Genomic DNA, 20,011 nt, shown 5'->3' on the forward strand with positions numbered 1-20,011 from the left:
AAGAGTGTTTCCCCCCCTGTTGGCCCTTCCTCCCCCCTTGTTTTGGGTCCCCCCGCGACGTTCTGTGGGCGTGTGGTGCGGTGCGGGGCGCTGCAGGCGACACGGACTGGGACCGCGACGGTGCGGGGCGTGCCCGGTCAGCGACCCGGGAACGGCATCCCGCAGACGTAGGCGGCCTGGGCGATGTGTTGTGTGGCGTCGTCGATGATGCTCACCAGCCGCACGCCACGGGTCACATGGGGAGTCCAGTGGCGGTCCACCACATCGTCGAGGGCGGCCTCGTCGAGGGAGCGGATGTAGTCCTGGAGCGCCTCGACCGTGGCGGTCACGTACTCCACCAGCAGGCCGCCATCGTCGACGACGATGGCGCGGGCCTCGTCGTCCGAGTGACCGTAGCCCACGCCGTCGCCCACCGCGCCGAGGGCGAACCGGTCACGGAAGCCGTCGCTGGTCCATACCTCCTCGCGGCAGGACAGGTGGGTCAGCTGCACGTCGATCTCTCGGCCGCTGTGCCAGAGCAGCCATGCGATGGAGTTGGGATGCCCCCCCGGATGTTGGTTGAGGGTCTCCGGGGTGAGGCAGCCGCGGAAGTCCGCCATCGCTTCGAGAGGGCGGGAGGTGGCGTCGAGGAGGATTTCGAGGGCGTTCATGACTCCTAGTGTCGCGCGGACGTGTGCGGATGGTCCCTCGGGGTCAAATCAGGACATCCGGTGGATGACGAGGCTGTGTCGGCGGCCCTGGCGGCGTCGAAACGCTTCGCCTAGGATGGGGTCTCCACAGAGTGGTGATTTACGGACGGTCTACCATCCACGGACCACCACTCACCGAGCCCTCCGAGGACCCCGCATGCCACAGCAACTCTGGCGCCTCTATCACCGCGCGATGCAGCGCGTATTCAACGGCCTGTCACAGCAGTCGGCCGCCCTGGTCAACATGGACCGTGGGGTCGCCCCCCGCCTCGTCGAGTTGTCGCGCCGAGCGGCCGCCGACGGCGTGGTGCTGCTGCGCAACGAGGGCGCGGTGCTGCCGCTGGCCGGGGAAGTGGAGGTCGCGGTGTTCGGCCGCGTGCAGTGCGACTGGTTCACCGTCGGCTACGGCTCAGGTGGCGACGTGAAGCCGCCGTACCGGATCTCACTGATGGAGGCGCTGCGGGAGGCGGGCGTCGCGGTGAACGGCGAGCTCGCCACCACCTACGCGTCCTGGTCGGAGGCCAACCCGCCGGACGAGGGGTACTGGGGCCACTGGCCGCGACACTTCGACGAGATGCCGCTGGACCCGGGGCTCGTGTCGCGTGCGGCGCACACGGCTGGTGTCGCCCTTGTAGTGGTCGGGCGGGCGGCCGGCGAAGACAGGGAAAGCGTCCTGGAGAAGGGCTCGTACTACCTCACCGACGCGGAGCGCGCCATGCTCGACGCCGTCGTCGCCCGCTTCGAGCGGGTGGTGGTGGTCGTCAACACCGGCAACGTGGTGGACCTGGCCTGGGCCGACGACTACGGCAGCCGGCTCGCCGGCCTGATTCTCGCCTGGCAGGGCGGCATGGAGGGTAGCCGCGCGCTGGCAGACGTGCTCACGGGACGGGTGTCGCCGTCCGGCCGTCTCACCGACACCATCGCCCGGCGCTACGAGGACTATCCTTCCGCCGGCAACTTCGGCCACCGCGCCCACAATGTCTACGCCGAGGACGTCTTCGTCGGCTACCGCTACTTCGAGACGTTCGCCCGGGAGGCGGTGCAGTTCCCGTTCGGGTTCGGCCTGTCGTACTCCACGTTCGAGCTAGGTGCGGCCGAGTTCACGGCCGACGACGTGGTCCGGGTCTCCGTCGAGGTCCGCAACGTCGGCAACCACGCAGGACGGGAGGTGGTGCAGCTGTACGTCGAGGCTCCCGACGGCGCGCTGGGCAAGCCGGCCCGGGCGCTGGTGGCTTTCGCGAAGACCGCAGTGCTGGCTCCCGGCGCCGGCGAACGCGTCGGATTGTCCGTCCCGGTGACCGCGCTGGCGAGCTTCGACGACGGCGGGGCCACCGGCCACCGCTCGGCCTGGGTGCTGGAACCGGGTTCGTACACCATATATATAGGTGCAGACGTGCGCGGCGCGGAGCCTGTTGGCGTCGTCGAGGTGCCGGAACTGTGCGTCGTGGAGCAACTGGAGGAGGCGTGCGCCGTTGACCCGGCCGCCGCGTTCCGCCGGATGGCCGTGCAGCGCACCGGCGGGGCGGCGACGGTTGGGTGGGAGGACGTGCCGGTGCGCACCGTCGACCTGCGCCGTCGCATCCTCGACGGGCTGCCCGCGGAGGTTCCCGTGACCGGGGATCGGGGCATCACGTTGGGCGAGGTGGCGGCCGGGGGAAGGACGATGGAGGAGTTCGTCGCGCAGCTCAGCGACGAGGAACTCGAAGCGCTGACGCGCGGACATGGGCGGATGAACAGCCCGCTCGGCGCGCCCGGCAACGCGGGGGTGTTCGGCGGGACTCTGGACTCGCTGCGGGCGAAGGGGGTGCCCGCGGTGACCTGCACAGACGGACCGTCGGGCATCCGGTTGAGCGCCTACGCGTCGCTGCTGCCGTCCGGCACGACACTGGCGTCCACGTGGGACCCGGCGCTGGTGAGGGAACTCGCAGCCGAGCATGGGCGCGAGATGCTGGCGAAGGGGTCCGACGTGCTCCTCAGCCCAGGGATGAACATCCACCGCGACCCTCTCTGTGGCCGCAACTTCGAGTACTTCTCCGAAGACCCACTGGTGACGGGGCGGATGGCGGTGGCTGTGGTGGGCGGCGTGCAGTCCCAGGGGGTCGCGGCGTGCCCCAAGCACTTCGCTGCGAACAACCAGGAGACCAACCGCAGCCACAACGACTCGCGCGTGTCCGAGCGCGCCCTGCGGGAGATCTACCTCAAGGGATTCGAGATGGTGGTGAAGGAGGCGCAGCCGCAGACCATCATGACCTCGTACAACAAGATCAACGGCGTGTGGGCGCATTACCACTATGAGCTGGTCACCACCATCCTGCGGGGGCAATGGGGGTACGAGGGCATGGTGATGACGGACTGGTGGATGCAGCACTCCCGCGACCCCCACTTTCCAGGCCTGTGGGACTCTGCGTACCGGGTGCGGGCCGGAGTGGACGTGCTGATGCCGGGGTCCACGGTCGACGGTATGCGCCGCGGGAAGGATCGCTCGTTGTCGAGATCGTTGGCTAAGCCCGACGGGATTGGTCGCGGGGAGATCCAAGCCGTGGCCGGGCGTGTGCTGAGGTTCGCGATGCTGTCGCGGCCGTTCCGGGGCGAACGCTGACGGGTCGAGTTTCAGTGTGGGATCCCGGACGGTCTTTCGTCCGGGATCCCACACTCACGAGACACCCGCCAGCCGACACCTCGGGCACCGTCGGCGGATGCCGCTCCAGCCCCTGCCCTGAAGTGCCCGGGCGAGTTGCGACGCGGCCTCGCAGGGCCGCGTGGTGACGTCGTGCCATCCGTATCGCAGCGTCATGTAGCCCTCGAAGGCGAGGCGATTGTCGCGCTGCATGTCGCGGAATGCCTGCTCGTGGCCGAGGTGGCCGTCCAGTTCCACCACGAGTGCGTACTCGTTCCAGACGTTGTCGGAGCGGGTGCCAACGATGACCCGTTCCTGCCGGACCGGTTCGGGCAGGTCGTGGGCGCGGATGATCTCGGTGAGGAATCGCCATTCCAGGACCGATTCGACTCCCTTGGATCCCTCGGCGCACAGGACCCTGAGGAGCCTCCTGTTCCGCAACCGAGTCCGGGCGGCAACCCCCTCGAGTACTTCCTCCGAGGTGACCTTCTCCTCCGCCAATGCCTTGGCGACCAGCGCCACGAGAGAATCCTCGTCGGCCTCCGCCGCGGCATCCAGGATCGCGTTGGTCGGGTCCGTGTGGGTCGGGTCCCCGCTGCCCTTCCTGTGACCCCGGCGGAACACCACCCGCACCGATGGGTCGTTGAGTGAGTCGATGGGGAAGCTTCTGGTGTGCCACACGGTGATCTGCTCGGGAGCCTTGGTGACCAGCCCGTCGAGGTGGGCAGCGGCCAGCCCACTGATGACCGATCCCTCCCCAGCCCTGACGAGTCCTGCCCAGCACCAGCTCGCCCAGCTGGGAGGTGTCAGGCAATACAGCCCGGATGCCATCGTCACCCACCCCGTCCGCCAGCGCTTCGATGCCCCCGGCGGGGCCTTCAGCGCGCTGAGTTGAGAGCTTGAGAGGACCCCTTCCTGGGCCGCGGCGAGTCGGAGCAGGTCTGGGGACGGGTCTTTACGTGCGTGCACGCTCCACTCTTGTCGGGGAAGCGTCAGGAATCCCGCTCCCTGACGAGGCTGTGGAGCGAGCCGATCGCAGTGTGGGATCCCGGACGAATGACCGTCCAAGATCCCACACTGCGATCGGGGCCTGAATCTGGTGCTCTACGTCACCTCACCGGCACTGTCAGAAGGCCGGGTCGGCGTAGAGCAGCCTGTTGGGGGTGTTCCGCCCGACATGCGAGATCACGTCTCTCGTCGCGCTGTCGGTGATGGCGGCGCCCGCTGCGGACGGTGCCAGGGCTTCCCGTTGGAGCAGGCGCGCCACCGCGCCCGCGACGTGCGGGGCGGCCATGGAGGTGCCCGAGATGGTGGCCGTGGCGGAGTTCGACGCGCCGATCCACGCGGAGGTGATGGCCGACCCAGGGGCGAACAGGTCGACACAGGAGCCGTAGTTGGAGTATGAGGCCCGGGCGTCGGTGATCGTCGAGGCGGCCACTGTGATCGCGGCCTTCACCCTGGCGGGCGAGAAGTTGCAGGCGTCCCTGTTGCTGTTGCCGGCCGCCACCACGACGGTCACGCCGTCGGAGATCAAGCGCCCCACAGCGGCGTCCATCGCGGTGGACTTGGCGCCGCCGAGGCTCATGTTCGCGACTGCCCTCTGGTTCGCGTGGTTGCCCACCACCCAGTCGAGCCCGGCGATGACCCCGCTCGTGGTCCCCGAGCCGGAGCAGTTCAGGACGCGGACCGGGACGATCGCCACGTCCTTGGCGACCCCGTAGGTGGTGCCGCCGACCGTGCCGGCGACGTGGGTGCCGTGACCGTTGCAGTCGGTGGGGTCGCCGTCGCCGTCGACCGCGTCGAAGCCGCCCTGGACACGAGTACCGAAGTCGATGTGGGTGGCCAGAACGCCGGTGTCGATGACATACGCCGTGACCCCGTCGCCGGTGGAGTTGAAGGTGTAGGACGTCGAGAGCGGCCTGTCCCGCTGGTCGATGCGATCGAGGCCCCAGGTGGCGTCGGTCTGGGTGACGCTGGCGGTCACCACCTGATCCTTCTCCACGAGGACGACGTTCGGGTTTCTGGTCAGGGCCGCCGCCTGCGCCTCGTTCATCGTCGCGATCATGCCGGGGTACACGTTCGTGAGGACCCGGCTCACGCCCAGACCCCGCCCTGCGCCGGTCGCGGCCTCGGCGCGCGCGTCGACGCCGTCGCGGAACTGCACGGTATAGGTGGCTTTGGCCGACGGCGCCGCCGGTTGAGCCGTCGCCGCGCCGGGCACCATGGCCAGGGGTAGGACGAGAGCGAGAACTGCGAGGGAGCGCTGCCACGCCCGTCTCCCGATGGTGACAGGATGATCGTTCGATGCCATGGCGCTCTCCCCGCTGTCCGAAGCCTGGTCCGAATGTATCCCTCGGGGCCGCTGCAAATGAGGGGCCGGACCTCCCATTTCCGACCCGGACGACGGGGGCCGGCGCCGATGCCGGGGTGCTTGCCAGCGGCACGCTGCAGGCGGTTTCGGAGCCCGGCCGTGGGTTTCCCGCCCCGACTTGTTGCCCGACGCAACAAGGTCGGCGGGTAGCCGGCTCCTAGCCGGGCGGCAGTGGGTCCACGGACGCGACGGCGTCGGCTACCCTCAGGTCGCGGTCACGCCCCCGCTCCCGCAGGCCGTCGACGACGCCCGCCCGGTCTGCGTCAGTCCGGTTGCGCGACAGCTTGAACCGCCCCACCACCTCGGTGATCTCCAGCTCGACCCCGATGATGCTCTGCAGCATCGCGGCCATGTAGTCGGCCGGCGCCTCGTCGTCGGACCAGGGCCCGCGGTGGGCGTCGGGGGAGTGGGGGGTGTCAGACAGCCGGGCGGCGTCGAGCGCCTCGGCCTGGCGCATGACCTCGTCGCGGAGGCGGTCCGGGTCGCGGTGGGTGGTGAGCCAGCCGGCGATCTGCACCTGCTCGTAGTCCCATGTGCCGACGGCCCTGCCCTCCGCACGGCCGCGCGCCGCGCCGCCGTGCTCAACGGGCTGGATGCTCGGGTACCAGCGGGGGCTGACATAGGCGTGCGCGCCCTGGATCACGACCCGGCAGGGGACGCGCGAGCCGAGAGGTAGGTCGAATTGGGCGTTGTGCGCCGACGCGTGGGCGACGAGCCGGTCGGCGTCCCAGGTGGTGGGCAGCAGGGTCGCCGACGGGGACCCATCGCCGCCCGTGATCCACAGCGCCGCACCGACCTCTGCCAGCAGGGCGCGGCACCGCTCGACGTCGTCGACCCGTTGGCTGGCCGGCACGTAGACGGAGCTGGTCGGTTGGGTGGTCTCCATGGGGGCACATCGTACTGCTCGGTTCATCGCCGCCCGCGGGGGCTGCTTCCAGGCGCGGTGGAGCGTCGACCAGCCCCGGCCAGGACAGTTCTACTGGTTCAGCCCAGTCGCTTACCGCCACGAAGTCGCCCCAGCGGCCCTATCCGCATGCTCGCCTCAGGTCGGACCGGAGCGGTCTCGCTCAGCGGGTCAACCCAGCGTGGAGAGCTCCCGCTCGAGCGCGGCCAGCGACTCGGGCGAGATGGCCGCGGGCTGGTAGCCCATCAACTGGCGGACGGAGATCGCCCCCGCGAAGGGGTCGGTCTCCAGGGCGGCGGCCAGCGCCGGGGCGTGCCTGAGGACGGCGTCGGCGGCCCGCTCGTCGGCGACCAGGCGACCCAAAGGCATGTCGAGCCCGAGGCGTCGGCGGTCCACGAGCGTGCGGAACGACTCGGGCTCACCTTCGGTGGCGAACTCGCCGAACACCGTCCGCAGGAACCGAACCGACTCCGGCAGCCACTGCGCCACTGAACCCTCCACCATCGGGCCTTGGCCGTTCGCGGTCAGCGGCTTCGCGAGGCTCAGCCCGTGGGGCCCGAGCAGGTAGATGTGCGACTCGAACGGCACCCCGTGCTCGGCCAGAGCGGCCAGGAAGGCGATGGAGTTGCGAATGGGTACGACGGTGTCGTCGCTGGTGCTGAACAGGAACGTCGGCGGGGTCTGCGAGGAGACGTGGCTGGGCACGTCGAGGAGTTCCTTGCCCACCGGCGGGCCGAACTCCTCGAGCGTCACCGGGTAGCCGGCCACCAGCGCGTCGGGCTTCTCCTCAGCCGCCGTCGCGAGGCTCGCCGCGAGGTGCCCGCCGGCGGAGAACCCGACGACTGCGACCTTCGCCGGGTCGATGTGCAACTCGGCCGCGTGCTCCCGGATCCAGCCCAGCGCGGCCTTAGCGTCGTCGAACGACATTTCAAACGGCGACTCGGCGCCCACGGCGTAGCGGAGCACGAACGCGTTGAACCCCTCGGCGAGGTAGGCCAGCGCCACGGGCTCGGCCTCGCGATCCGACGTCATGAAGTAGCCGCCGCCCGGGAGGACGAGGACGGCGGGTCGTGTCGTGGCGGTGGCGAGCTCGGCGCTGGGCTCCTGGACGTAGCAGGTGAGGGGGGCGTCGTGTCCGACGGTCTGGGTGAAGATCTGCATGGCCCCATTCTTGCGGCACGCCCGAGTGCTGAGGAGCCGGGCCCATCCTGCGGGTCGGTGCCGTGCCACGGCCGGCTGAGGAGCGGCTTGCCCGTCTTTCGGCGACTCTCGCGTCGCCTCCCCCCGGGCACGACACGCCGCAGGAGTGCCCGCTCGTGGCGGTCCTCGTCGTCGAGGTTTGTACTCGACGGCGTGTCGTGCCCGGGAGGGGCGCCTAGGCTCTGTGCCATGAGGCACGACTCGGAACTCATCGGCTGGCTGCTCGACACCGACCCTGCTCTGCGCTGGCAGGTGCAGCGCGACCTCGTCGGGGAGCCCGAGGACGTCTGGCAGGCAACCCGCGCGCAGATGGCCGGCACCGGGATGGCCGCGCGGCTCCTCGCGCTCCAGGACGACGACGGCCAGTGGGCCGGTGGCGCCTACTTCCCGACGCGGGCCGATCCGCGGGCGGTGAACCATGACGACGACGACGAGGGCCAGCCCTACACCGCCACCACCTGGACGCTGAACACCCTGCGCGAGTGGGGCCTGGATGCCTCCGCGCTGGCGGGGACCGCCGAGAAGCTGGCCGCCAACAGCCGGTGGGAATACGACGACCTTCCCTACTGGGGCGGTGAGGTCGACTGTTGCATCAACGCGTTCACCCTTGCCAACGGCGCATGGCTGGGCGCGGACGTCAGCGGTCTGGCCGAGTGGTTCCTCGAGCATCAGTTGGACGACGGGGGATGGAACTGTGAGTGGGTGGAGGGGTCGGGGCGGTCGTCGTTCCATTCCACGCTCAATTCGTTGCGCGGCATGCTGTGGTACGAGCGGGCCGTGGGTGGGCACGACGCGCTCAAGGCAGCCAGGCAGCGCGCGCATGAGTACCTGCTCGAGCGGCGGCTGATGTACCGGCTGAGCACCGGCGAACGGGTGGGGGACTGGGTGGGTTACCTCGCGTACCCGCTGCGCTGGGTCTACAGCGTCCTCAACGTGCTCGACTATCTCCGCCAGGCCTCGGTGTACGACGGGGTGTCACCGGACCCACGCGCCGCCGAAGCGGTCGAGGTGGTCAGGGCGGCGCGCCAGGACGACGGACGCTGGCTCCAGGGAGGGCGCTACAAGGGGCAGGTGTGGTTCGAGATCGACGTGCCGAAGGGTCAACCGTCGCCCTGGCTGACCTTCTACGCGACGCGGATGCTCCACTGGTGGGACGGGGAGGCAGCCGCCACGACTCTTCCGGGTTGATCCTGGGGATAACCCGAAAGGCCTGGGCGAATGGTCCGGGGCGGGGTCTAACGTCGGAACCATGACATCACCTGGGGGGCGCGCACCTGCGCTGGTACTTCTTCCGCTACTTCTGTTGATGAGCGGATGCATCAAGTTCGACACGGACATCCAGATCTCCGGCAGCACGGTTGACATGACCATGTTGATCGCCATGCAGGACGAGTACGCGGACTCGATCGGCGAGGAGTGCGCCCCCGTGGTGGAGGCGGGACGCACCGTCACGCCCTACAACGAGGACGGCTTCATCGGCTGCATCCACGAGATGAAGGGGGTGCCTCTGGCGGAGTTGGCCGACGCTGGCCCGGATCTCAGCATCGTCCACGAGGACGGGCAGTACACGTTCACGATGGCCATGTCTGAGCTCGGTGACGGCTCAACCGATGACGCCCGGATGACGGCGGCCTTGTTCGCGGACTTCAGGGTCGCGGTGGAATTCCCGGCCGAAGTCACTTCCCACAACGGCTCGAGCACCGTCGATGGCACCACTGTGACCTGGACCAACGCGATGGACCTGGCCTCCGACGAGGGCCTCAGGGCCACCAGCAGGGAGCCGAACCCTGTGCTCGCGCTGTTGCCATGGATCGGGGCCGGGCTGTTGGTGGCGGCGGGCGTGGTCATCGGGTTGTTGCTGCTCTGGAACCGTGCCCGGACGCCTCAGCCGGTCATCACTCCGGCCGAAGCCTGGACCACTCAGCCACCAGCCCCGGCGGGTGGCGCTGTCGGAACGCAGTACGGCCAGTGGTCCGCGGGAACCCCCTCGGCGGGGCAGCCGACGCCTCACCAGCACCCGCGGGATGAGCTCTACCCGAACGGCCCAGTCGTCCAGGGCCAGGAACCGGGCAACCCCTGGGGCCCTACTCCCTGACGCCGCCGTCGGCCGTATGGGCCACCTGCCTATTTGGGCTGGACCAGAACCTCGTTCGGCTTTGACTGGGTCACGTACCCGGGGTGCGCGGCGAACAGGTCCTTCAGCTTGGCGAAGCCCCACGTGCGTGAGTCGAAGTCCGACGCGAGGCGCGATAGGTTGCTGCCCACCACGCCGAGGTTGGCCCAGTTGTCGTCGCCGGCGGCGGCGTCGACGGCCTCCGCCAGTAGCTTGTCCAGGAACGCGTCGGTGGTCAGCTTGTGGGCGGTGACCGTCGCCGGCTTGACGGACGGCGCCACCGTCGTCAGGTTCTCGACGTAGATGAAGGTGTCGCAGGCGGCGACGAAGGGCTTCGGCGTCTTGCGCTCCCCGAACCCGTAGACCAGGCGGCCGTCCTCGCGGATTCGGGCTGCCAGCCGGGTGAAGTCGCTGTCGCTGGAGACCAGGCAGAAACCGTCGAGGTTGCCCGCGTGGAGGAGATCCATGGCATCGATGATGAGCGAGCTGTCGGTGGCGTTCTTGCCCGTGGTGTAGCTGAACTGCTGGATGGGCTGGATGGAGTGCTGCAGCAACTCGGTCTTCCACGACGTCAGCTGGGTTGAGGTCCAGTCGCCGTAGGCGCGCCGGACGGAGGCCCGGCCGTACTTCGCCACTTCCACGAGCAGTTGATCGATGTGCTGCGCGCGCGCGTTGTCGGCGTCGATCAGCACGGCCAGGCGCGCCTCGCGGGGGGTTTCATTCGTCATCTCTGTCCCAACAGTTCCGCCGGAGCTCGGGGCCGTGGTCGGCCACTCCAGACGTTGACGAGCCTAGCGCTCCATGGAACGCGGGCCGCTGGCCCACGCGTCGGGGCCGTTTCTCCGTGCACGAAAGTGCGGCAAAGTCCCCCCTCGGCGCCACCTGGGGCCTCCGGGTGTGCTTCCGTCGGCGTGTCGTGCCCGGATCGGGGGCAGGGCGGACGACGTGGTCAGCCCGGCGGTGGGCCCGTGGTGCCGCGGATGAGCAACTCTGTGGGCACGATCACCCGGTCATGCCGCGCCATCGAGACGCCGCGAGAGCGGATCTGCGCCACTACCAGCTTCACCAACTCGCGTCCGATCCGCTGGAAGTCGTGCCGCACCGTCGTCAGCGGTGGGTAGGAGAATTCGCTCAGCGCGATCGCGTCGAAGCCCACCACCGACACGTCCTCGGGGACCCGCCGCCCCGCCTCGTGGAGGGCGCGTAGCAGCCCGAACGCCATCTCGTCGTTGGCCACGAACACCGCCGTGACATCCGGGTCTGCTGCGATCCTGTGCCCGAGCTCGTAGCCCGAACGGGGAGTCCAGTCGCCGATCCAGGGCTCGGGAGTTGGCCGACCAGCCGACTCCAGGGTGCGTTGCCATGCCCCACGGCGCATGAGCGCGGGCTCTGAATCCTCGGGGCCGGCCAGGTGGTGGACGGTCCGGTGACCCAGCTGGAGGAGGTGGCGGGTGGCGTCCCGGGAGCCCTGCAACTGGTCGCCCATGACGGCCGGATAGTGTCCGACCAGACGCGAGTCCGACACAGCAACCGGCATGCCCGCGGGCAACGTGAGGGTCTCCGGGGTGGCCTCCTCCGCGCGGATGATGACCAGCCCGTCGATGGCCTGGTTCGAGATCCGGCGGGCGGCGCTCTCCCAGTCCTGGGCTTCCGCGGACTCCGTCTCGATGCTCAGGAGCGTCACCGTGTAGCCCTCGTCGTCGGCGGCCCGCACCACCGCGCCGGTGGTGAGCACCTCTCCCGTCCGCTCGTAGCGGTGGGCGAGCAGGCCGATGGTCCCGAAGGAGCCGTTGCGCAGCGCCCTGGCCGCCCGGTTAGGTGTGTAACCGAGCTGGGCCATGGCCGCCAGCACCTTGGCCTTCGTCTCCGGACGGACGGGATCTGCGCCTGTGGAGACTCGGGAGACCGTCTGGGCGGAGACGCCGGCCAGCCGCGCCACGTCCTCGATGGACGGGCCGGTCTTGCGTCGTCCTCGACCCGAGACGGTACCCATGGGCCGGAGTCTAGCTGGCCTCCAATGTTGACGTCACCAGGAGTGAGCGATTGCCAAAAAAAGGCCCCGCGGAATGTTATCGGACCGTTATGGTCGGTCGGTGGCGCGATGATCGCGCGCGTGATACGTTTACGTAAACATTCTTGCCAACGCCGGCGGGATGCCCACTGGTCACACAACGGTGTCGGCCACAACGGACTAAGGAAGTCACATGAAATCGTGGAAGAAGCTCGCGGCCATGGCCGTCGTGGTGCCGCTGGCTCTCACCGCCTGCGGCTCAGGCAACACAGGCTCGGAGGCCCCTGAGGGCGACGGCAAGCTGACCGTCTGGACCTGGGACCCTGCCTTCAACATCTATGCGATGAACGAGGCCGCGAAGATCTACCAGGAGGAGAATCCCGACGTGGAGGTCGAGGTCATCGAGACCCCCTGGGATGACCTGCAGACCAAGCTCACCACCTTGGCGCAGTCGCAGGAGACCGGCGAACTGCCGGACATCTTCCTGATGCAGAACAACGCGTTCCAGAAGAACGTCATCAACTACCCGGACCTGTTCGCTGACTTCGAGGACGCGGACATCGACTTCTCCGAGTTCCCGGAGGGCGTCGTGGCCTACTCCACCGTCGACGACGTCAACTACGGCGTGCCGTTCGACAACGGCACCGCCATCAGCGCGCTGCGCACCGACGTCCTCGAGGAGGCCGGCTACACCCTCGATGATTTCACCGACATCACGTGGAGCGAGTTCATCACCAAGGGTGAGGATGTCCTGGCCAAGACCGGAAAGCCGCTCGCCTCCGGCATGGCCGGCTCGGCGGACCTGATCATGATGATGCTGCAGAGCGCGGACGCCAGCCTGTTCGACGATGAGGGCAAGCCCACCATCGTCGGCAACGAGGCCCTCATCGAGTCGATCGAGACGTACAAGGCCCTGGTGGACTCCGGTGTCTTCGTCGAGGTCAACTCGTGGGATGAGTTCATCGGCACCTTCGTGAACTCCAACGTGGCAGGAGTCATGCAGGGCGTGTGGATCCTCGGTTCCATCCAGTCCGCCGCGGACCAGAGCGGCAAGTGGGGCATCACCAACCTGCCCAAGCTCGACAACATCGACGGCGCCACCCACTACACGGCCAACGGCGGGTCCTCCTGGGCCATCAGCGCCAATGCCGACAAGGAGCTGGCTGCGGACTTCCTGGCCAAGACCTTCGCCGGCTCGAGCGAGCTGTACGACACGATCCTCCCCTCGTCCGGCGCACTGGCCAACTGGCTGCCGGCTGCGGACAGCGACGTGTACGGCGAGCCGCAGGAATTCTTCGGCGGCGAGCCCATCTTCACGAAGGTCCTGGAGTACTCGGCAGAGGTGCCCAGCAACAACACGGGTGTCTACTACTACGAGGGCCGTGACTCCGTGAGCGCCGCGGTCACCAAGATCATCGGTGGCACCGACATCGACACCGCGCTCGAAGAGGCCCAGAAGGCCGTCGAATTCGCGATGCAGTGATTTCCTGACTAGTCAGCGTGGTGGGGGCCGGCGTGCCGGCCCCCACCCGCGCGAAAGGTGGTGTGATCGAACATGAGTCAAAGCTCCCGGGTGGCGGTCCGCAAGGCCGCGCCACTCGATGCCCTGGACGGGCAACCGTCCAGGAATCGGCGTCGCTTCGGCATCGAGGCGCAACGCAACCTCACCGGCTGGATCTTCCTGCTTCCAGCCGCCGTCCTCATCCTCTGGATGAACTTCTACCCCATGCTCCAAGCCCTGATCCTGTCCCTGAAGACGGGCCGAGGCACCCGGGTGGACTTCGCGGACCCTCTCTACTTCAACTACGAGAGGCTCTTCAGCGACGAGATCTTCAAGCTCACCGTCCAGAACACGTTCATCTACCTGATCATCCAGGTGCCGATCATGTTGGTCATCGCGCTGGTCCTGGCCAACCTGCTCAACGACAAGAACCTGCGATTCAAGGGCCTCTGGCGCACCGCGATCTTCCTGCCGTGCGCGGTGTCGCTCGTGTCCTACTCGCTGGTGTTCCGGACCATGTTCGCCAACGACGGCCTGGTCAACGACATGCTGATGGGGCTCAACTTCGTTGATTCGCCCGTCAACTGGCTGGGCCAGACCGGCACCGCGCGGTTCGTGATCATCCTGGGCCTGCTGTGGCGCTGGACGGGCTACAACATGGTGTTCTACCTTGCCGCGCTGCAGAACATCGACTACTCGTCGCTCGAGGCCGCCAAGATCGACGGCGCCAGCTCGTTCCAGACCTTCTGGTACGTCACCGTCCCGCAGCTCAAGCCCATGATCCTGCTCACCGCGATCCTGTCGACCAACGGCACCATCCAGCTGTTCGACGAGTCCTGGAACCTGACGCAGGGAGGCCCGGCGTACACATCGATGACGATGTCGCACTACCTGTTCGAGGTCTCGTTCCAGCGCAACCCCAATTTCGGCTACGGAGCCGCGCTGTCCTACGTGATCCTCATCATGGTGGCGGTCCTGGCATTCATCCAGATGAAGGTGGGTGACAAGCGTGACTAAGACCCAGCTGCGCAAGGTCCCGGCATACCTGTTCCTTGCGGTCTCGGCCATCGTGTCGATCTTCCCGCTCTACTTCATGGTGGTCTCGGCCACCAACACCAGCCAGGACGTCCTCAACTCCCGGATGCTGCCCGGCACGGCCCTCTTCGACAACTTCTCCTCGTTGGTGGCGCAGCAGGACGTGGCCTCGGCCATGTGGTACTCCACCGTCAACGCCGTCGGCACCACGGTGCTGGCTCTCTTCGTGTGCTCCATCGCGGGTTACGGCTTCGAGGTCTTCCATTCCAAGGGCAAGGACCTGCTCATGGGCGTGCTCCTGCTGGCCATGATGATTCCCTTCGCCGCGACCATGATCCCCCTGTTCCGGATGTTCGCGGACTTCGGGATGATCAACTCGGTGGGCGCGGTGATCCTGCCCGCGATCGCGACCCCGTTCCTGGTCCTCCTGTTCCGTCAGGCGTCCCGGTCCTTCCCGCACGAGATCATCGAGGCGGCCAGGATCGACGGGTTGCGCGAGTTGAGCATCTTCTTCCGCATCTTCATCCCGACGATGAAGTCCACCCTGGCGGCCGCGGCCGTCATCACCTTCATGACCGCCTGGAACAACTTCCTGTGGCCGAAGGTGATCCTTGTCAACAACAACTTCCAGACCATGCCGATGCTCATCTCGAACCTGCGCGCCGGCTACGTGACCGACTACGGAGTGCTGATGCTCGCCGTCCTGTTGGCGTCCCTGCCCACGATGGTGATCTTCCTCGTGCTGCAGCGCGCCTTCGCCGAGGGCATCACAGGAGCTATCAAATGACGTTCGATCGCAGCAGAATCCCCGACCCCACCTACTTCGCCGAGAACCGGCTCCCCGCACACTCGGACCATCGCTGGTTCGCGGGACCGGCGGAGGCCGCGTCGGGGACCAGCAGTTTCGAGAAGTGCCTCAACGGCGTGTGGAAGTTCCACTACGCCAAGAACCTGTCGCTCATCCCGGAGGGATTCGAGGCGTCGGACTACGACACCGACGCCTGGGACGACATCCGGGTCCCCGGCCACATTCAGCTGCAGGGCTACGACCGCCCCCAGTACGCCAACGTCCAGCACCCGTGGGACGGGCTCGAGGACATCTGGCCGGGCCAGATCCCGCAGAAGTTCAACCCTGTGGGCAGCTACGTCACCCACTTCACCCTCGACCACCCGCTGGCCGACGGCGAGCGCCTGAGCGTGTCGTTCAAGGGAGCGGAGTCCACCATCGCGGTGTGGCTCAACGGCCACTACGTGGGCTACGGGGGGGACGCGTTCACGCCGTCGGAGTTCGACCTCACGCAGCACCTCGTCGACGGCGAGAACAAGCTGTCGGCGCAGGTGTACAAGTGGAGCGGTGCCGCCTGGATCGAGGACCAGGACTTCTACCGGTTCTCCGGGATCTTCCGCGACGTCATGCTCTACCGCCGGCCGGCCGTGCACGCAGAGGACCTGCGAATCACCACGGATGTGGCCGACGACCTCGCGTCGGCGGTGGTGCGGGTCGCCGTGTCGCTGCAGGGGGAGGGCTCCGTGCGGGCCCGCCTGGGCGGGGTCGGCGCGCTGACCACGGCCGACGACGGGGTCCTGACGGTCGCCGTCGAGCAGCCCCGCCTGTGGAGCGCGGAGGACCCGCACCTCTATGACCTCACCGTCGAGGTGCTGGACACGGGCGGCGCCGTCGTCGAGGTGATCCCTCAGCGGGTTGGCATCCGCCGCTTCGGCATCGAGGACGGGTTGTTGAAGATCAACGGCCGCCGCGTGGTGTTCAACGGCGTCAACCGGCACGAGTTCGGGCTCGAGGGCCGGGTGATGAGCCGCGAGCAGACCGAGACGGACATCCGCCTGATGAAGGCCCACAACATCAACGCGGTGCGCACCAGCCACTACCCGAACAACTCGTTCCTGTACGAGCTCACCGACGAGTACGGGCTGTACGTCATCGACGAGATGAACCTCGAGTCCCACGGCATGTGGGACGCGGTGGTCCGGGGGCGCGTCACGTTGGAGCAGGCGGTGCCGGGAGACCTGCCCGAGTGGCGCGACGTCCTGCTGGACCGCGCCTCCAACATGCTCGAGCGGGACAAGAACCACGCCTCGATCGTCATGTGGTCCTGCGGCAACGAGAGCTTCGGCGGCACCAACCTGCGCGACGTGGCGGACCACTTCCGCTCGCTGGACACCCGCCCGGTGCATTACGAGGGCGTCCACTGGGACCCTCGCTACCCGGAGACCACGGACGTGGTCAGCACCATGTACACCCCGGCGGCCGCCATCGAGGAGTTCCTCAGCACCAACCGGAACAAGCCCTACATCCTGTGCGAGTACGCGCACACGATGGGCAACTCGTTCGGCGCCGTCGACAAGTACATCGACCTGGCCTACCGCGAGCCGCTCTACCAGGGCGGCTTCATCTGGGACTTCTCGGACCAGGCGATCCGGCTCACGGACCGGCACGGCACGGAGTACTTCGGCTACGGCGGCGACTGCGGCGAGGCCCCGCACGACGCGGAGTTCAGCGGCAACGGCATCCTCTTCGCCGATCACACCCCCACGCCCAAGATGCAGGAGGTGAAGAAGCTCTACCAGGGCCTCGTCATCGAGATCTCCGGCGATTCCTTCGAGGTGGAGAACAGGCACCTGTTCACCGGCACGTCGGTGTACAAGTGCGTGGTGACGCTGCGGCGCGAGGGTCGCGGGCTGGCCGAGGGCGTCGTCGAGACGGATGTGGATCCCGGTGACACCGGCAACTTCCCGCTGCCCTTCGACCTGCCCGAGGCCGCCGGCGAGTACACCGTCGACGTGTCGTTCCGGCTCCGCCACGCCGCATCCTGGGCCCCGGTGGGGCACGAGGTGTCGTGGGAGCAGGCGGTGTTCACGGTCGCGGGGGCCTCGGCGGCGTTGTCGCCGCGGAGCGCGCCGCAGTTGATCGACGGCATCCACAACTTCGGCGTGCGCGGCCGGCACTTCACCGCGCTGTTCTCCAAGCTGTACGGCGGGTTGGTCTCCTACCGGTACGGGTTGAGCTCGGACGGTGGCCGGGAGCTGTTGCGCGCCATCCCGAAGCCCAACTTCTGGCACGCGCCCACCTCCAACGAGCGCGGCTGGAACATGCCGTTCCGCGACGGTCAATGGGCCCTGGCAAGCCGGTACGCCGAGGCCAGTGAAGCCGGTCCCTCGGCGGAGGTCGTGGAGGACGCCGTCGTGATCCGCTACACCTACGAGCTGCCCAGCAGCCCGGCAGGGGAGTGCGACGTGGTCTATCGGGTCGACGGCGAGGGTCGCGTGGAGGTGACACTCACGGTGCGGCCGGGCGAGGGGTTGACCGACATGCCGGAGTTCGGGCTCATGCTGGTCACGGATCCCGAGCTCAACCGGCTCAGCTGGTACGGCGAGGGCCCGGAGGAGAGCTACGTGGATCGTCGCGCGGGGGCACGCCTCGGGGTGTGGTCGGCGGACGTGTCCGAGCAGCTCACCCCCTACATCAGGCCGCAGGAATCTGGCAGCCACACCGGCGTCCGCTGGGCGACCGTGACCGACGTCCACGGCGCCGGGCTGCGGTTCGACTCGGTCGACGAGCCCATGGAGTTCTCGGCCCTGCCGTGGACCCCGTTCGAGATCGAGAACGCGGCGCACCCCGTGGACCTGCCGCCGATCCAGAAGACGGTGCTGCGCCCGGCGCTCATGCGTCGCGGCGTGGGGGGCGACGACTCATGGGGCTCCATGACCCACCCCGAGTACCGCCTGCCCCAGTGCCAGGAGCTGGTGTTCACGTTCGGGTTCCAGGGCATCCGCTGACCTCGTCTCCTGAGGGCCGCCTCCGCTTCGGCGGGGGCGGCCCTCAGGAGCGGGAGACCACTCAGGGGGCGTCGTAGATGCTGCCGCCGATGAACTCGCGCAGGATCGAGTTGAACGGGACGCGTTCCGTGGCGATGGGCTCGAAGAAGGTGAGCAGGTTCAGGAGACGGTCGCGGGTGTCGACGTGAGGACTGGAGTCCGGGATGGTCCCCAGTGCCTCCTCAGCGAAGGGTCGCAGCGCGTTCAGCTCGTACATCATGCTCGAGTTGAACATCACGTCGGCGTCCTCCTGGAAGTGGAACACGGAGGCGTACTCGCCGCGCCGCACGCTGTCCCATTGGTCGACGGTGACCTCCGGCGAGATGCCGCGGTGCTCGTGGTCGCGGACCATGCGGCGCAGCAGCCGGACCTCGGTGGTCGGCACCCGGTTCATCAGGTCGATGTTGAGTCCGCCCAGGGCGCTGACGTAGACCTTGAACACGGCGCTGCGGTGGATGCCCTCCACCAGCCTCGGGTTGAGGGCGTGGATCCCCTCGATGACCAGGATCTCGGCCGGCCCCACGTGCAGCGGGGTCGTCACTGGCAACCGGCGTCCCGTCACGAAGTCGAAGCGGGGTACCGCCACGGCGTGGCCCGCCACCAGCTGTTGGATCTGGTGGGTGAGGAGGGGCAGGTCGAGCGCGTCGAGGCTCTCGAAGTCGTACCGGCCGTCCTCGTCGACGGGGGTCCTTTCCCGGTTGACGAAGTAGTTGTCCAGCGACAGCGCCACGGGCTTGAAGCCGTTGACCTCCAGCTGGGTGGCGAGGCGCTGCGTGGTCGTGGTCTTACCCGACGACGACGGCCCCGAGATGGCCAGGACGCGCAGCGCCCGCCGCTGGGCCAGGATCACGTCTGCGATGTCCGCGAGTTGCTTCTCGTGCAGGGCCTCGGCGATGCTGATGAGCTTCCACGGACGCCCGGCCCTGAGGTAGGCGTTGACGTCCGCGACCACCTCGACGTCGACGCGGTCCAGCCACTCCTGGCTCTCCGAATAGGCGGCTGACAACCGGGTCGGCGGAATGAGAGGCGCCCCGTCGCCCTTGTCGACGTCACCGAAGTCCACGATGAAGCCCTGCGCGAAGGGAATCACCTCGAAGGGTTCCACCTGACTCGGCTGCGGAAGCGCGGGGTACACGACACGGGCCACCACGTCGCCCACCTGGTAGACGTGGTACCCACCGTCACGACCGAGGAAGGTGATGCTGCTCGAAGGGTCGAACGCCCACTCCTTGAGCCGCACGCCGATCTGGTGCACCTCGCGAGTGGAGAGCGCCGATCCCACCAGGTTGCAGAAGACGCCTTCCAGGATGGAGTACGAGGTCTTCAATCGTTCATCCGGGAACAGGTCGTGGATCGTTTTGATCAGACCCAGCTTGACCGTCTGCCGCCCCTGACGGAGGTGCGTCTCGCGCATGGTCGACCCTTTCATCGAGTTGGGACGAACCTACTCGCCGCGGCCCCCTGACGAGTTTGTTCCCTGGGACAACATGGCGGGCCTCCTCTCAGCCTGCCGGAGGGGCCCCGCGAGGCCCTGCCATGAGGGCCGCTATGAGTGGAGAGGGCGGCTCCGCGCCTAGCCAACAAGCTGTCGGGGCATAGACCCTCACGCCTTACCCAGGGCGTCGGGACGGCCGTCAGCCGGGGTGTCTGAAAGTGACCCTTGTGGGTTCTCAGGAGCGGCCCTAGCGTCAAGCTCGTTCGCCCAGGACTCGTACGCACCAGCGGAGGGGGGGCCC

Annotated in this window: 15 protein-coding genes; 7 read left to right on the plus strand and 8 right to left on the minus strand. The window is 68.0% G+C overall.

The window, feature by feature from the left end; translation table 11 throughout:
- Nucleotides 1-137: 137 nt before the first annotated feature.
- Complete coding sequence (locus ACZK5N_RS10970; protein WP_459018491.1) at nt 138-650, minus strand: mycothiol transferase; 513 nt, start codon at nt 648-650, stop codon at nt 138-140.
- A gap of 196 nt (nt 651-846) precedes the next feature.
- Here ACZK5N_RS10970 and ACZK5N_RS10975 point away from each other — a divergent pair, with 196 nt between their 5' ends.
- The gene (locus tag ACZK5N_RS10975; RefSeq protein WP_463624946.1) at nt 847-3,288 is read left to right on the plus strand and encodes a glycoside hydrolase family 3 protein; all 2,442 of its coding nucleotides are present in this window, start codon (nt 847-849) and stop codon (nt 3,286-3,288) included.
- A 54-nt stretch (nt 3,289-3,342) separates the two neighbouring features.
- Here ACZK5N_RS10975 and ACZK5N_RS10980 read toward each other — a convergent pair whose 3' ends face one another.
- The 4 genes from ACZK5N_RS10980 to ACZK5N_RS10995 all read right to left on the minus strand — a co-directional run bounded on the left by ACZK5N_RS10980 (nt 3,343) and on the right by ACZK5N_RS10995 (nt 7,742).
- Nucleotides 3,343-4,137 carry an endonuclease domain-containing protein gene (locus ACZK5N_RS10980; protein ID WP_463624947.1) on the minus strand — a complete coding sequence of 265 codons (795 nt, stop codon included), beginning with the start codon at nt 4,135-4,137 and terminating at the stop codon, nt 3,343-3,345.
- 295 nt (nt 4,138-4,432) lie between these two features.
- Nucleotides 4,433-5,617 carry a S8 family peptidase gene (locus tag ACZK5N_RS10985; RefSeq protein WP_463624948.1) on the minus strand — a complete coding sequence of 395 codons (1,185 nt, stop codon included), beginning with the start codon at nt 5,615-5,617 and terminating at the stop codon, nt 4,433-4,435.
- 217 nt (nt 5,618-5,834) lie between these two features.
- The gene (locus ACZK5N_RS10990) at nt 5,835-6,563 is read right to left on the minus strand and encodes an FMN-binding negative transcriptional regulator (RefSeq protein ID WP_459018495.1); all 729 of its coding nucleotides are present in this window, start codon (nt 6,561-6,563) and stop codon (nt 5,835-5,837) included.
- 189 nt (nt 6,564-6,752) lie between these two features.
- Nucleotides 6,753-7,742 (minus strand): alpha/beta hydrolase, encoded by a 990-nt coding sequence (locus ACZK5N_RS10995; RefSeq protein ID WP_463624949.1) that lies wholly within the window; start codon nt 7,740-7,742, stop codon nt 6,753-6,755.
- Between the two features lie 228 nt (nt 7,743-7,970).
- Between ACZK5N_RS10995 and ACZK5N_RS11000 the strand changes: the two genes are divergently transcribed.
- Entirely contained in the window at nt 7,971-8,969 is a 999-nt protein-coding gene (locus ACZK5N_RS11000; protein WP_463624950.1) for a squalene cyclase, read from the plus strand.
- Nucleotides 8,970-9,087: 118 nt separating this feature from the next.
- Nucleotides 9,088-9,876 carry an LppM family (lipo)protein gene (locus ACZK5N_RS11005; RefSeq protein ID WP_463624951.1) on the plus strand — a complete coding sequence of 263 codons (789 nt, stop codon included), beginning with the start codon at nt 9,088-9,090 and terminating at the stop codon, nt 9,874-9,876.
- Nucleotides 9,877-9,905: 29 nt separating this feature from the next.
- Here the strand turns inward: ACZK5N_RS11005 and ACZK5N_RS11010 are convergent, their stop codons facing one another.
- Nucleotides 9,906-10,622: an NYN domain-containing protein gene (locus ACZK5N_RS11010; RefSeq protein WP_459018499.1), complete on the minus strand. Its 717-nt coding sequence runs from the start codon at nt 10,620-10,622 to the stop codon at nt 9,906-9,908.
- 221 nt (nt 10,623-10,843) lie between these two features.
- On the minus strand, nt 10,844-11,887 hold the full coding sequence (locus ACZK5N_RS11015; RefSeq protein ID WP_459018500.1) for a LacI family DNA-binding transcriptional regulator: 1,044 nt from the start codon (nt 11,885-11,887) through the stop codon (nt 10,844-10,846).
- Nucleotides 11,888-12,098: 211 nt separating this feature from the next.
- Between ACZK5N_RS11015 and ACZK5N_RS11020 the strand changes: the two genes are divergently transcribed.
- From ACZK5N_RS11020 to lacZ, 4 genes are all read left to right on the plus strand, one after another.
- Nucleotides 12,099-13,388, plus strand: coding sequence for an ABC transporter substrate-binding protein (locus tag ACZK5N_RS11020; RefSeq protein WP_459018501.1), 1,290 nt, complete (start codon nt 12,099-12,101; stop codon nt 13,386-13,388).
- Nucleotides 13,389-13,460: 72 nt separating this feature from the next.
- Nucleotides 13,461-14,423 (plus strand): carbohydrate ABC transporter permease, encoded by a 963-nt coding sequence (locus tag ACZK5N_RS11025; RefSeq protein WP_459018502.1) that lies wholly within the window; start codon nt 13,461-13,463, stop codon nt 14,421-14,423.
- A complete protein-coding gene (locus tag ACZK5N_RS11030; RefSeq protein ID WP_459018503.1) occupies nt 14,416-15,228 on the plus strand; it encodes a carbohydrate ABC transporter permease in 813 nt (270 codons plus the stop codon). Before ACZK5N_RS11025 ends, ACZK5N_RS11030 begins: the two co-directional genes overlap by 8 nt.
- Nucleotides 15,225-18,236, plus strand: a complete 3,012-nt coding sequence (gene lacZ / locus ACZK5N_RS11035; RefSeq protein ID WP_463624952.1) for a beta-galactosidase, LacZ type — start codon at nt 15,225-15,227, stop codon at nt 18,234-18,236. Before ACZK5N_RS11030 ends, lacZ begins: the two co-directional genes overlap by 4 nt.
- Nucleotides 18,237-18,297: 61 nt before the next feature.
- Here the strand turns inward: lacZ and ACZK5N_RS11040 are convergent, their stop codons facing one another.
- Entirely contained in the window at nt 18,298-19,689 is a 1,392-nt protein-coding gene (locus ACZK5N_RS11040; protein WP_463624953.1) for a uridine kinase family protein, read from the minus strand.
- Nucleotides 19,690-20,011: the final 322 nt, after the last annotated feature.

The sequence above is a fragment of the Tessaracoccus pujii genome, from assembly GCF_055326215.1.